The sequence below is a fragment of the Kitasatospora sp. NPDC059673 genome (assembly GCF_042734215.1).
Lineage (GTDB): Bacteria > Actinomycetota > Actinomycetes > Streptomycetales > Streptomycetaceae > Kitasatospora.
This window is the reverse complement of the sequence record NZ_JBHWEN010000001.1, coordinates 55,907-69,445: the sequence shown is the minus strand read 5'-3', so window position 1 is coordinate 69,445 and position 13,539 is coordinate 55,907. Positions and strand designations below refer to the sequence as shown.

At 73.4% G+C, this 13,539-nt stretch carries 12 protein-coding genes; 7 read left to right on the top strand and 5 right to left on the bottom strand.

The window, feature by feature from the left end; translation table 11 throughout:
* Positions 1-274: 274 nt before the first annotated feature.
* Complete coding sequence (locus tag ACFV18_RS00280) at positions 275-1,102, top strand: SDR family oxidoreductase (protein WP_380477910.1); 828 nt, start codon at positions 275-277, stop codon at positions 1,100-1,102.
* Between the two features lie 89 nt (positions 1,103-1,191).
* On the opposite strand, the gene ACFV18_RS00275 is transcribed toward ACFV18_RS00280, so the two are convergent.
* Both ACFV18_RS00275 and ACFV18_RS00270 read right to left on the bottom strand, forming a co-directional pair.
* The gene (locus ACFV18_RS00275) at positions 1,192-2,331 is read right to left on the bottom strand and encodes a glycosyltransferase family 4 protein (RefSeq protein WP_380477909.1); all 1,140 of its coding nucleotides are present in this window, start codon (positions 2,329-2,331) and stop codon (positions 1,192-1,194) included.
* Between the two features lie 580 nt (positions 2,332-2,911).
* On the bottom strand, positions 2,912-4,543 hold the full coding sequence (locus ACFV18_RS00270) for a hypothetical protein (protein ID WP_380477908.1): 1,632 nt from the start codon (positions 4,541-4,543) through the stop codon (positions 2,912-2,914).
* Between the two features lie 161 nt (positions 4,544-4,704).
* Between ACFV18_RS00270 and ACFV18_RS00265 the strand changes: the two genes are divergently transcribed.
* The 4 genes from ACFV18_RS00265 to ACFV18_RS00250 all read left to right on the top strand — a co-directional run bounded on the left by ACFV18_RS00265 (position 4,705) and on the right by ACFV18_RS00250 (position 8,174).
* Positions 4,705-5,574, top strand: coding sequence for a helix-turn-helix domain-containing protein (locus ACFV18_RS00265; protein ID WP_380477907.1), 870 nt, complete (start codon positions 4,705-4,707; stop codon positions 5,572-5,574).
* A 240-nt stretch (positions 5,575-5,814) separates the two neighbouring features.
* On the top strand, positions 5,815-6,669 hold the full coding sequence (locus ACFV18_RS00260) for a carbohydrate-binding protein (protein WP_380477906.1): 855 nt from the start codon (positions 5,815-5,817) through the stop codon (positions 6,667-6,669).
* 316 nt (positions 6,670-6,985) lie between these two features.
* On the top strand, positions 6,986-7,315 hold the full coding sequence (gene cutA / locus ACFV18_RS00255; RefSeq protein ID WP_380477905.1) for a divalent-cation tolerance protein CutA: 330 nt from the start codon (positions 6,986-6,988) through the stop codon (positions 7,313-7,315).
* A gap of 97 nt (positions 7,316-7,412) precedes the next feature.
* Positions 7,413-8,174, top strand: coding sequence for a hypothetical protein (locus tag ACFV18_RS00250; RefSeq protein ID WP_380477904.1), 762 nt, complete (start codon positions 7,413-7,415; stop codon positions 8,172-8,174).
* A gap of 6 nt (positions 8,175-8,180) precedes the next feature.
* On the opposite strand, the gene ACFV18_RS00245 is transcribed toward ACFV18_RS00250, so the two are convergent.
* The 3 genes from ACFV18_RS00245 to ACFV18_RS00235 all read right to left on the bottom strand — a co-directional run bounded on the left by ACFV18_RS00245 (position 8,181) and on the right by ACFV18_RS00235 (position 10,898).
* Complete coding sequence (locus ACFV18_RS00245; RefSeq protein ID WP_380477903.1) at positions 8,181-8,831, bottom strand: hypothetical protein; 651 nt, start codon at positions 8,829-8,831, stop codon at positions 8,181-8,183.
* A gap of 226 nt (positions 8,832-9,057) precedes the next feature.
* Positions 9,058-9,726 carry a response regulator gene (locus ACFV18_RS00240; RefSeq protein ID WP_380477902.1) on the bottom strand — a complete coding sequence of 223 codons (669 nt, stop codon included), beginning with the start codon at positions 9,724-9,726 and terminating at the stop codon, positions 9,058-9,060.
* Complete coding sequence (locus ACFV18_RS00235) at positions 9,723-10,898, bottom strand: sensor histidine kinase (protein WP_380477901.1); 1,176 nt, start codon at positions 10,896-10,898, stop codon at positions 9,723-9,725. Before ACFV18_RS00235 ends, ACFV18_RS00240 begins: the two co-directional genes overlap by 4 nt.
* A 210-nt stretch (positions 10,899-11,108) precedes the next feature.
* Between ACFV18_RS00235 and ACFV18_RS00230 the strand changes: the two genes are divergently transcribed.
* Together ACFV18_RS00230 and ACFV18_RS00225 are read left to right on the top strand one after the other, a co-directional pair.
* A complete protein-coding gene (locus tag ACFV18_RS00230) occupies positions 11,109-13,247 on the top strand; it encodes an MMPL family transporter (RefSeq protein WP_380477900.1) in 2,139 nt (712 codons plus the stop codon).
* Positions 13,248-13,333: 86 nt separating this feature from the next.
* Positions 13,334-13,489, top strand: coding sequence for a hypothetical protein (locus ACFV18_RS00225; protein ID WP_380477899.1), 156 nt, complete (start codon positions 13,334-13,336; stop codon positions 13,487-13,489).
* The last annotated feature ends 50 nt before the right edge of the window (positions 13,490-13,539 follow it).

Here is a 13,539-nt window from a genome sequence, read left to right as displayed (position 1 = left end):
AGTCTGACCCAGCCCCTATCGCGACCCCGCTGCCATAGAGCGCAACGCCGAGTCACATGCGACCGGGCTCTTGACGCCGCGCGCAGCTTCTCCAACTCCTCGACCATGGATGGATCCTCGGCCTGCCCGCATCGTGCGGTCTCGATGAATTGGCCGGTCACGACCTCGGCGGACGCCGGCCGGGCCACCTCGGCGTGGATCTCGGCGAGCTCCTTGCGAAGCCGCTCGGCGCGGTCCGCCGGCGCGAGGGGCAACCCCTCTACTGTTTTGCACCATGACCATCCTGATCATCGGCGGCAGTGGATTCCTGGGTGCCGAACTGGTCCGCCAAGCGGCAGCGGCGGGCCATGGGACGGCTGCGACCTTCGCCACCCGGCCCGGTAGCACCCCGGAGGTCTCGTGGCACGCCCTCGACCTGCGTGACTCTGATCGCATCGAGGCAGTCATGGCCAAGGTGGGACCTCGCGCGGTCGTCAACGCGACAAGTGGCGGACCTGATTGGACGGTCACGGCCGAGGGACCGGTCCGCCTGGCGATGACCGCGGCGAAGCACGGCAGCCGCCTGGTTCACGTGTCCAGCGACGCCGTGTTCTCCGGCGCCCGCATCCACTATGACGAATCCCGCCTCCCCGACCCGCTCACCCCCTACGGCGCCGCGAAGGCCGCAGCGGAGACCGGCGTCCGCCTTGTGGATCCGGGCGCCGTCGTCGCCCGAACCTCCCTGATCATCGGCGACCGGCGATCGGAACACGTACGCGCAGTGCACGACCTCGCGGCAGGCGCCCGCACCGGTGTCCTTTTCACTGATGACATCCGCTGCCCTGTACACGTCGCCGACCTGGCTGCCGCCCTGCTGGAACTTGCGTCGAGCGACCTGTCCGGCGTGCATCACCTGGCCGGAACCGATGCCGTGAGCCGCCACGAACTCGGCACCCTCATCGCCCGGCGCGACGGGCTCGACGCCTCCCGGCTCCCTACTGGCCTGCGGGCCGACAGCGTATTTCCCGGAGCACTCGACGTCCGCCTCGACAGCCGTGCCACCCAGGACCGGCTCCGGACCAGGCTCCGCGGCGCCCGCCAGTTCCTCACCGAGGGGACGTGAGCTCCTCCACGCCGATGCGATTGTCCACGCTCAGACTCGGGTGAAACGGTGCAGACGTCGATGAGACGGGACACTTCGCGCCGGGCATCTCAGGCTGAGGCGGCCGCCGTTCCGGCGAGGAGGGCGTTCAGGCGGGTGGCGGAGGCGTCCCAGGACCACTCCTGCTGGACCCAGGTGCGACCGGCGCGGCCGAACTCGGCGGCGTGGGACGGGTCTTCGAGGTGGGAGGCGATGGCGTCGGCGAGGGCGGGGACGTCGCGGCCGTCGATGACGAGGCCGGTTCGGTGGGGGAGGACGGCGTCCGGGGCGCCGCCGGAGTGGCCTGCCACGACGGGGAGTTCGGTGGCGGAGGCCTCCAGGAAGACGATGCCGAGGCCCTCCGCCTCCAGGCCGGCGCGGCGGGTTCGGCACGGCATCGCGAAGACGTCGGCGGCCGCGTAGAACGGAGCGGTGTCGGAGTGCCGGTGGCCGCCCGCGAAGACCACCGCGCCAGGGGCGTGACGCTCCGCCAGGCGCCGCAGGCGGGTCTCGTCCGGGCCCTGGCCGACCAGCAACAGGGTGGTGCCCGGAACGCGGCGGCGGATCCACGGAAGGGCGCGGATCAGCATGTCCTGCCCCTTGCGCGGCACCAGCCGGGCCACGCACAGCACCACCGGGGCGTCCCCGAGGCCGAGTTGCTCGCGGATCGCGCGTCGCGCGGTGGCCGAGGGCCGGAACAGCGTCGGATCGACGCCCGGCACCAGCCGTTCAAGCGTCGCCTTCGGTCCGAGCGCGGGGCCGATCCGCCGCCGGGTGTACTCGCCGAGGTACGTGACGACATCGCAGTGCGTGCCGATCCGCCGCAACAGGCTCCGGGCCCCGGGTGTCCGGGCCCACCAGATCTCGTGCCCGTGCGTGGTGGCCACCAGCCGCCGCACGCCGCCGCGCCGCAGTGCGGGGGCCATCGCCGCGAGTGGGGCTGCCGCCCCGAACCACACCCGATCACACCCGTGCGCCCGCGCAATCTCCACCGCCCGCCGCGCCACCCGCCCCGTGGGCAGCAACATCCGCGACCGATCCCGAACCACCGGAAACGGCAAGGTCGCGTCGTACGCCGCCGAACCCGGCTCGGCCGAGGTGTAGACGACCACGTCATGGTCCGGGACCCGGACGGCCATCGCGTGGACGAAGGTCTCGATGCCGCCCTGCCGGGGCGGGAAGTCGTTGGTGACGATCAGCGTGGTGGTCATGGGTGCCTCGCAGTGGATTCGGAGGGAAGTGGCGGGTGGGGGACGGAAGTTGAGCGGATCGGATGGCGGGGCCCGATCGGGCGGTCACGGGTCGGGACCGACACGGATCGGCCCGGGGCTGAAGGCCCTGGGTGGCCGGCGGGGAGGAACTGCGCTTTGCGGGAGGTGAGTTGACCGGTTCCCGGTGCTGATGACCCGAGGTGGGGAATGCGGCGGTCGGGTGGCAGTCGGTTGATGCCGCTGGCTGGGGAGCAGTTGCTGTTCGGCGCACGGCCGGAGGAGGGATTGGCGGTTCGGCGGTGGAGGTTGCTGCTGTGAACGTTGGCTTGCCAGAGAGGAGTTGATCGGCCCGGGGGCGGTGTGCGAGACAGCGGTCAGCGGTGGCGGCCGGTGGGGACTGGCCCGCGTGGGGCGGGAGTTGACCGGTTCGCGGGGCTGGTGACCCGGGGGCTGGGCGCGGCGCCGGAGGAGGGGGCGGCGATGCAGCAGCGGAGGTGACAGCGATGAATGCAGGCTAGGGGGCAGGGAGTTGATTGCTCCGGGGGCGGGTGGCCGGAGTGGCGGGTGCGGTGTGTGGCGCTCAGGGACGGCGCCCGGTGGACACCGGTTCGGGAGAGGTGGGGCGACGTTCCGTGGGCGGGTCGGTCGGCGAGGAGCTGGGTGCGGCGCCCCGTGGCACCGGTTGGCCGACGCCAGGTTGCGGGGCGGGAGTTGACGTCCGCCGGGCGCCTGCTCGACCCGAGGCGAGACGGGTGAAGACGGCCAGGAACAGTGGCAGCGCCAGATAGCCGAAGCGTCCGGCCGGTGCGAGCAGGAAGGCCAGGGCCAGTCCGACGGCCAGGCGATCGGCGGCGGCGATCGCGTTCGTGGGTGGGCGGCGGACCAGGGACACGGCCACCGCGCCCCCGCCGAGCAGGAGCAGTGCGAGCGCCAGCCACCAGCCGCCCGGGGCGAGTTGGGCGAGCAGGCGTCCGGGCAGCGGGCTCGCGGCGGGCGTCCGCCACTTGCCGAGGCCGAGCGGGAAGGCGAACACCTGGCGCACCATCGGTCCGGGAGCCAGCACCAGCCAGGGCGCCATCAACGCGGTGGCGACCGTTGCCGCGACCCCGGCGCAGCGCCACGCCGCCTGCCGTCCGGCCACAGCCCCGAGCAGCGCGACAGCCACCGGAACGGCAGGCCAGGCCGTCCACTTCAACGTGCACGCCACCGCCAGCGCCAGCCCGGCACCACCCGCATGCCGCCGCGCCGCGAGGGCGAGCGCCAGGCAGAGCAGACCGGTCATCGGCAGATCGACCCCACTCACCGCCAACGGCAATGCCACGACCGGCGAGGCCACCAACGCGACTGCGCCAGGCGCCAACGACAAACTGAAGGACGGATGTTGGGTGAGAAGCGGCAGCCGCCTGGCACACCATGCGAAGACCGGTCGATCGACGCGCAGGGCGGACGGTCGCAGGGTGCGCAAGGTGGTGGCCTGTGGGTTTGGTGGCGTCGGGCGGGCCCATGGGTGCGGGTGGCCTTGGGTGGTGTACTTGTCGCCAGTCGGGGCCGGGAGTGTTGTCGGATCGGCTGCCGCGTCCGCCGCGAGCGTCGCTCGGCCGAGCCGCCGCAGGCCGGAGCGCCCCACGCCCCGCCCGACAGTTGATCCCGCCGTCAGCGCCAACGGCAGCCGTTCAGCCGGAAGTTCGGCGGCATGCAGCGACCCCCCACCTCGCCGCAGCACCTGCCATGCGCCCCCCACCGCCGCCAGGAACGCCGCCGCGCACCACAGTCGCGGGTCGCCGAGTGCGGCGTCCGGTCCGAGCAGGGCGCGTGGCAGGCCGAAGGTGGCCATGCCGGGGAGGTACGGCGTCAGGTCCAGGACGGAGGTGGGGGAGTCGAGGTACGGCGAGCCGTGGGCCAGCAGTTCCGTGCCGGCCCGGCCGATCACCGTGACCTCGCTCTGGCCCTCGCCCGAGCGGATGGCCAGAAGCAGCGGGAGCAGTCCGGAGACCCCGAGTGCCACCACCGCGGAGAGCAATCGGCAATCGCGACGCGGCGCGCTGAGGACGGCGGCCAGCAGGTAGCCGATGGCGGCCGTGGTACCCCAGTCGCGGTGCGGGCCGAGTGGGGAGACCAGCGGGAACGCGGCCGCCCAGGCCGCGCAGAGCAGCCAGCCGGCGGGCCACAACCAGCGGCGGCTGCGGCGAACTTGGCGGGGAGAAGTGAGCACCCGCCCATTCCAGTCGGTGGACAGGGCGGCGTCAGCGGGGCCAGGTCGAGACTTGCTGGTCGACTTTTCCCTACCCCGCCACCGGGTGCCAGCACCCAGCGGTGGCCGTCCATGGTCTGGACCACTGGACGGTTCGAGGGGAGCCCGCGCACACTGGCGCGATGACGCTGCGACCGCCCGCCGGCCTGGAACTGCACGACCTGGACGTCCCGGACCCGGGGTTGCTGCCGTTCGCCGCCGGCAGTTTCGACTCCATCGGGCCGCTCTCCAGGGCGGACTTCCCGCACCGGCACTCGTTCTACGAACTGATCTACGTGACCAAGGGGAGCGGGACGCACGCCGTCGATCTCGCGGAGTACCGGATCGAGCCGCCGGTGCTGTACGTGGTGCTGCCGGGGCAGGTGCACCACTGGGTGCGGGCGCGCCAACTCGACGGCTGGGTACTGCTGTTCAACGAGGACTTCCTGCACCGGCACCCGGAGGATCTCGCCCTGCTGCGCGCGCTGGCCGGTGCCACCGCTTCCCACCCGAACCGCCGAGGGCACGGTGAACTCTCCCGGCTGCTCGTGGAGTTGAGCGCGGAGTACCGGGCCGGCCTGGACGGTCGGCTGGGGGTGCTGCAGGCGCTGCTGCATGTCCTGCTGGTGCGCGCGCTGCGGGTGGCCAGGCAGGGCGAGGGCGCGGACGGGACGCTGGTGCCGAGAGCGCCGGTGCATCCGCTGGTGGACCGGTTCGCCCGGCTGATCGCCGAGGCTGATCGCGCGGACCGCTCGGTGCTCGCGCTGGCCCGCGAACTCGGCGTCTCCGCAGGCTACTTGCATGAGGTGGTGAAGGACGCCACCGGCCGCACACCGGCCCGGCTGATCCGTGAACAGCAGACCCTGGAGGCCAAACGACTGCTCGCCACGACCGACATGACGATCCGTCAGGTCGCTTTCGCGGGAGGGTTCTCGGATCCGGCGTACTTCTGCCGCTTCTTCCGGCGCGAAGTCGGCTGTACGCCAAAGGAGTTCCGGGAACACAGCGGCTGACGGGGCCGGGCGGGAGAAGCGAATCCGGCAAGAACCGGCACAGTCAACGGTGGGTAAAGCCCGGCTGAGGAATGCACCACGTCCGGCGGCCCCCGTCCATCGACGGCCCGCGCGGCAGGGCCTAGCGTCTGAGGCACCCCACAGCGTCGCCGAACGGGGACACCCGACCTCTCCAGGTGTCATGGTCCTCTCACGGGATCCGGGCGGGCGGCGTCCGACGAAGCATCCGAACGGAGAGCCATGTCCACCCCCCACAATCCCCTGGGCGACCGCCAGATCAGCCGCAAGAGCCTGCTCAAGGCCGCCGCCCTGGTCGGCGCCGTGCCGGTGCTGATCGGCGGCGGCACCGCCCTGGCCCGCGACACCGCCGCCTCCGGCGGAACGGCCCCGCTCACGCCCACGTGCCACGACGGCGACGCGCCCACCGGCGAGCAGATCGAGGGCCCGTACTTCAAGCCGGGCTCCCCGCTGCGCACCAACCTGGTCACCGCAGGCACCCCTGGCACCCCGCTGACGGTTAGCGGCTACGTGTTCGGCCGCAACTGCGCCCCCATCTCCGGCGCGCTCCTGGACTTCTGGCAGGCCGACACCAACGGCAGCTACGACAACGCCGGGTACACCTTCCGCGGCCACCAGTTCAGCGACGCCAACGGCGCGTACACACTGACCACGATCGTCCCGGGCCTCTACCCGGGCCGCACCCGGCACATCCACGTCAAGGTGCAGGCCCCCGGGCAGCCGATCCTCACCACGCAGCTGTACTTCCCGAACGAGCCGCGCAACGCCACCGACAGCATCTTCGACCCGGCGCTGGTGATGACCGTCCAGCAGGTCGGCAACGGGCGCCAGGCCAGCTTCGACTTCGTGCTCAACGTCAACGGGACGCCCAGGCCGAGCAGCAGCCCGACCGGCAACTCGCCGAGTCCGAGCCCGAGTTCCTCCCCGGGCGGGACCACCACCTGGCAGGTCGGCACCAGCTACAAGGTCGGCGACCAGGCCACCTACAACGGCGTCACGTACGTCTGCATCCAGGCGCACACCGCCTTCGCCGGCTGGGAACCCCCGAACGTCCCCGCCCTCTGGTCCCGCCGCTGATCGCTCCCACCCCCACGCGGGGCGGTCAGCGGCGACAGCCGCCCGAAGTGGCGCCGGCCACCCGTGGTGGCAGACAGCCATCCGAAGCGGCGGCGCGGCCCGCACCTCCGGGAGAGGAGAACCGGGAGTGCGGCCGTCAACCGTCAAGCGCCATGGCGGCCCGAGCGCGGGGTGCCCGAGCCGCCATGGCGCGCCACGGCCGGAGCCGGTGGCCGGAGCCAGCGGCCAGCGACCCCGGCCCGTGCCGCCACCCGAAGCCATCCGAAGCCACCCGAGCCCACCCGGTGCCTCCCGCCCGCCCCCGTAGGCTCGGGCCATGACCGAGCCCCAGCATCTGGTGGTCACCACCACCCACGAGGACGAGGGTGCCGCCCGCGCTCTCGCCACCGCCCTGGTCCGTGAACGCCTCGCCGCCTGCGCCCAGGTTCACGCCGTCCGCTCCGTGTACTGGTGGGACGGCGAGGTCCAGGACGCCGCCGAGTGGCGGATCGACCTCAAGACCAGGGCCGCACTCCTCGGGCAACTCATCGACCGGATCAGCGAGTTGCACCCGTACGACACCCCTGAGGTGATCGCCGTGCCGATCACCTCGGGGTCGCCCGGCTACCTGGCCTGGCTGGACGCGGAGACCGCCGCGGCCGGATAACGCGGTCGCGGGGCGCTCCGCCGCTCGCCCAAGCTCCGGGCGCAGTTGTATTCCGAGGAGCCGTGCCGGGCCGATCTCGTCCTACACCGTCCGCGCCGTGAACCAGCCGACGGCCCGTTGGGCCCGAACGGACGCGACGCCCGGCCGGAACGCGGTGTTCAGCGCCCCGTTGGCCTGGGCGCCGTCGGCCTTCCTGGCCGTGGGGGCCGCTGGCCCGGCCGTCTGCGAACTTGCGCTCGCGCTGGGCGTGCGGCCGCACCGGGCTGCCGAGGCGGGGCGCGAGTTGGTCGCCGGGCTCGATATGTGGACCCGGGCGGGGTTGCCCGTCGAGCTGCGCCGGTCGGCCGCGACATCCACCTGTGCCTGGACGCCGAGGACGCCGAAACCCGGACCGCCGCCGTCCGCACCGTCGAAAAGCTCCGCCCCCCTGAGGCCCGGCAGTGCGCTCGGCAACGGCGAGCCCGGGCCGGGGCTGCGGGCGCTCTGGCGGCGAAGCCGCCGCCGGGATCACCAACTCGACGTCAGCACCACGGAGTTCGACCTTGCGGGGGAGCGCGACCTGCTGTCCGGCCCCGGCCTGTTCGGCCTGCGCTCCGCCACCGACACCGTCCGGGGGCACTTCCCGGGGATCAGCTCCGCGCCGCTCGCGATCGGCGCGGCCGCCCAGTTCGCCACGGCCTTCGGAGCGACGGCCGCAGGCGTGTCGAGCCGCAAACCTCCGTACCTGGTCCGGCGGATCGAGGTCCGGTTCGACCGCCCGTTCGCCTTCCTCGCGGTGCACCGCGGTTCCCGGCTGGTGCTGGCAGCCGGGTGGGTGGCCGAACCGCGCACCGTCGTCAACCCTTGGGGCAGTGGCTGACGGTCCTCACGGCAGCGGTTCGCTGTGCCAGCGCTCGAAGACGCGGCGGCCGTGCCCGGGCAGTTCGGCGCGGCCGGTGGACCAGAGCAGAGTGGTCCACCGGTCGGTGTCCGAAGGCGCCTCGGGGAACAGCCGGGCCAGGGCGCGGTCGCACAGCTCGGCAGGCGGGTCCCAGGGCAGGCCGAGGCCCGCGGCCACGTCGTGGGTGTGCACCAGGGTCTCCACTACGCCCATCGCGGCGAAACCCGCCGGATCCGACACCCCGTAGGAGTGGAACGCGCGGACCTGCGGAGCAGCCGTCCGGACCATGGCCGCCAGCAACCCGCCTCCGGCGTCCAGGGCTTGAAGCGGGCCGGCGGGTCCGACGGCGCGATCGACGAAGATCACGCTCGCTGGCCCCGCGGGACGCTCCCGCTGCCAGCGCAGCGGCACGTACCCGTCCAACGGGGGCCGGGCGGGCGCGAGTTGGGTCGCGTAGCTGAACAAAGCATCCGCCAGGTGTTCCAGGGTCTCCCAGCAGTCCCACTCCAGTCCGCAGGCCGGGGCGCGCCAGCCTGCGGACGGCGCGTCCGTCAGCGCCGCGACCGCCAGCCGCACGGCCTGCTCAACATCCGCCGCCGTGACCGGCGTGCGCCCGTCGGCCTGCGATGGGGTCAACGGTCCAGGATCCGGGAAGTGTGGTGACATGGGCGCACCCTACTGACCTCGGCGCGTCGGCGTGAACCGCCCCGAAGTCCCCTCGCCGCCCTCCCGGCGGACAGCATCCCCACGGCCGCACCGCCTGCAACGGCCGTACCGCCCACCCACCAACGCCGACCCCGACCTGATCCGATCCGTGCCCACCTCGGCCCCAGGTGATCCCGCCCCGGAACCGGTCACCTGATCACCTGTCAGAGCGCGGGTGATCGACAGTGATGCCCGCCTGGATGGCCAGGACGGCGAGGCGGACCCGGTTGGTGGTGTCGGTCTTGGTCATCAGGCTGGAGACGTGGGTCTTCACCGTGGTCAGGCCGATGTGCATCCGCTCGGCGATCTCGCTGTTCGAGAGCCCGGCCGCGATCAGCCGCAGCACCTCGGTCTCCCGCTGGGTGAACGGCGAGCCGCCGCCCGCCCGGCCGGGCGGGCCGCCCCAGGCGCGGGCGGCGCGGGTCACCACCCGGTGCAGCACGGTCGGGCTGTAGGGGCTGTCCCCGGCGGCGGCGCGGCGCACGGCGTCCAGCACGGCGGGCGGTTCGACGTCCTTGCCGAGGAAGCCGCAGGCCCCGGCGTGCAGCGCGGGGTACAGCCGGTCGTCATCGTCGAAGGTGGTCAGCACCACGACGCGGGTGGCCGGGCGCAGCCGCAGGATCTCGGCCGTCGCGGTGATGCCGTCCATGCCGGGCATGTGCAGGTCCATCAGCACCACGTCCGGCCCCAACTCCTCAGCCATCCGGACGGCTTGGGCGCCGCCGGTGGCCTCGCCGAGCACGGTGATGTCCTCGGTGGACTCGCAGAGCATCCGCACCCCGGCGCGGACCAGGTGCTGGTCGTCGACGATCAGGACGGTGATCACGCGCCCACCCCGCTCGCGTCGGCGGGCAGGACGGCCCTGATCCGCCAGCCGTCGGGGGTCGGTCCGACCTCGATCGTCCCGCCGACCAGGGCGACGCGCTCGCGCATGCCCAGCAGGCCGTGCCCACCGGACGGGCCGACCGCGGTCGGTGAACTTGCCCAGGACGGGCGGGTGTTGGCCAGGTCGAGCCGTAGCTCGCCGTCCGCCATCGCGGTCCGCAGCAGCACTCGGGCGGTGGGCCCGGCGTGCTTGGTGACGTTGGCCAGCCCCTCCTGGACCAGCCGGAGCACCGTCAGCGACCGCATCGCGTCCAGCCGCGAGATCGCCGGATCGACCTCGGCCCGGACGTCCAGCCCGGCCTGTCGGCTGCGCTCCACCACGCCCTGGACGGCGGCCGGCAGGTCGGTGGTTTCGGCGAGCAGCGGGGCGAGTTGGTCGGCGGCGGGTTCGCGCAGCGCGGTGAGCAGGCGGCGCAGGTCGGTGAGCGCGGTGTTGGCGCTGGAGTGCACGTCGTCGAGCACCTCGGTGAGGCGCCGGTCGGTCTGCGGCAGCACGTGCCGCGCCACGCCCACCCGCAGCACCGTGGACGCCAGGTGGTGGGCCACCATGTCGTGCAACTCCCGGGCGATCGACGCCCGTTCGCCCATTCTGGCGCCCCACTCGGCGAGGTCCCGGCTGCGTTCGGCCTCCCGGGCCCGCTCCTGGGCGATGGTCGCGGCGCGCTCCGCGGAGCGGATGTACCCGGCGAGCAGCACGGGCACGCTGACGATCACCGCCGCCCGGTACAGCGCGGGGAACAGGTCGCTCGTCAACGGCCAGCCGGTGTGCACCAGTTGGGCCAGCGCCAGGCCGACCGAGGCGGCCGCGGCGGGCTGGCCCCACCGGCGCACCGCCAGTTCGAACAGGGCGGCCGCCGCCCCGACCTTCGCCTCCACCGTCACCAGCGGGGCGACCAGTTCGGCCAGCGCCAGCATCGCGCACTGGCCGAGCGCCGTCACCGCCGGGCGGAGCCCGCCGAGCGCGGACAGCGCCAGCACGCCCAGGCCCACCGCCCAGTCCGCAGGCCCGAGTTGACCGGGGCGGCGGAGCAGCAGCAGGTAGCCGAGGCCGAAGGCCAGCAGGGCCAGCCGCATCGGGCCGAACCTGCGGCCGAGGATTCGTTCGATCCGCATGCGCAGCACGGGATCCGACCCTACGGGCCCGCAGGCCGGGGTTTCGTCCCCCGTGCGGAGGAGACGTCTCCTCCTTCCGGTCGGCCGGCCCGGACCGATCGCCCGAGGCGGCGGGCCCGGCCGGGCGGCGAGTGTGGGGTCCGCAACCCGCACCCCGGACCGCACGAGCCGCGAGTGCGGGGCCCACAAGCCCTCGGCAAGGAGCCGCCCGTGTTCGCCCTGCTCGGAAGATTCGCCGCCCGCCGCCGACGCCTGGTCCTGCTGGCCACGCTGCTGTTCACCCTGGTGGCCGGCGTCTGGGGCACCCAGGTGTTCGGCGCCATCACCGGCGGCGCCGGCTTCGACGACCCCGACAGCGCCTCCGTCCGCGCCGACCGCGTGCTGGCCGGCCCGCTCGGCCGCCTGCAACCCGACGTCGTGGTGCTCTACCGCAGCAACGAGGGCCGCATCGACGACCCCGGCCTCGCCGCGCAACTGCGCACCGTGCTGGATGCCGTCCCGCGCGAGGACGTGGCCCGGCTGGAGTCCTACTGGTCCACCGGCGACGCCGACTTCCTCAGCCACGACGGCCACGCCGCCTACGTCACCGTCCAGTTCAAGGCGTCCGACGACCAGCAGCGGGTGCAGGCCCTGCAGCGCATCGAGGGCCGGTTCCAAGTCCCGGGCACCGACGTAGCGTTCGGCGGTGTCACCGCGATGACCGAACAGGTCAACGCCAGGACGGGCAAGGACATCGGGCGCGCCGAACTGCTCTCGGTGCCGCTGCTGCTCCTGCTGCTGGTGCTGATCTTCCGCAGCGCGATCGCCGCACTGCTGCCGCTGGCCACCGGCGCCGTGGTGGCGCTCGGCTCGTTCACCGTGCTGCGGATCGTCGCCTACGCGGTGCCGATCTCCAGCAGCGTGATCAACGTGATCACCATCCTCGGGCTCGGACTGGCCATCGACTACGCCCTGTTCATGGTCGGCCGGTTCCGCGAGGAGCTCGCCGACGGCACCCCGCTCGACCTCGCCGTCCAACGCACCACCGCCACCGCCGGACGAACCGTCGCCTTCTCCGGCCTGGCCGTCGCCATCTCCTTCGCCGGCCTGGCACTGTTCCCGTCCCGCTTCCTCAGCTCGATGGGCTACGCCGCCGTCTCGGTGGTCGCCTTCGCCGTCCTCGCCTCCCTCACCGTGCTGCCCGCGCTGCTGCGCGTCACCGGGCATCGCGTCAACTCCTGGCGGATACCCACGCCTTGGCGCCGCCCGACGGCTCCGGTGAAGGGCCGCTGGTACCGCACCGCCCGGCTGGTGATGCGCCGCCCGCTGCTGACCGCCGCCGCGGCCGTCGCCCTGCTGCTCACCGCCGGAGCGCCCTTCCTCGGCGTCAACTGGGCCCGGCCCGGCGACTGGGTGCTGCCCGCCGATGCCGACGCCCGGGTGGTCGCCGAACGCCTGACCACCGACTTCGACCACGACCCCACCAAGGTGCTCACCGCCGTCGTCCACCTGCCCCGCCCCGCCGACGCCGCCGGCCCCGAACTGGCCGCCTACACCGGACGGTTGGCGGCCGGACCCGGCGTCACCGACGCCGCCGTGACGGCCACCGACGGCGACACCGCGCGGATCACCCTGCACTACACCATGGACCCGATGTCGCCGGACGCCGCCGCCATGGTGCGGGACCTCCGCGCCCAGACACCCCCCGACGGGGCGAGCGCCCTGCTCACCGGCATGCCGGCCTCCCGGGCGGACATCGTCCACATGATCGGCTCCCGGGCGCCGTGGATGGCGCTGTTCGTCGCCGCCGTCTCCGCCCTGGTGCTGTTCCTGGCCTTCGGATCGGTGACGATCCCCGTCAAGTCCGTGCTGCTGAGCCTGCTTTCGCTGTTCGCCGCGTTCGGCGTGATCACCTGGATCTTCCAGGACGGCCACCTGCACGGCCTGCTGGGCTTCGACCCGATCGGCGCGATCGACGCCGACTTCCCGGTACTGATCGTCGCCATCGCCTTCGGCCTGGCCATGGACTACCAGGTGTTCCTGCTCTCCCGGATCAAGGAGCACCACGACCGCGGGGCCGACCCCGAGGAGGCGATCGCCCTCGGCCTCCAGCGCGCCGGCGGGATCATCACCAGCGCCGCACTGCTGCTGATCACGGTGGTCTGCGGCTTCGTGGCCTCCTCCCTCGCGTTCCTGCAGATGATCGGCGTCGGCCTGGTGGTCGCCGTCGCCGTGGACGCCACCCTGGTCCGCGCCGTCCTCGTCCCCGCCGCGCTGCGCCTGCTCGGCCGGTGGGCCTGGTGGGCGCCCCGCCCACTGACCGCGCTGCGGGAGCGCCTCGGCCTGGCCCGGGAGCGGACGGTGGACTGACGGGGCGTCGCCACACCCCGCCCGCTACACTCCCGAACGCCCGGGCGCACCTGCCCGGGCGTTCGGCGCGGGGAACGGGTACGCACATGCGGCAGTGGGGCCGACTCGGCAAGGCGGCACTGGTCGTGGCGGTGCTCGGCGCGCTGTTCCTGCTGATCGCCGCGATCCTCGGCATGCTCGCCCGCCGCCGGCGCCGCCCCACGCCGACCGCCTACCCGGAGTGGGTGACCACCGCGCCCTGACGGGCCGCCGGTTGTCGGTTCGTCGCCCCCGGTCGCCGCCCCGCACCGCC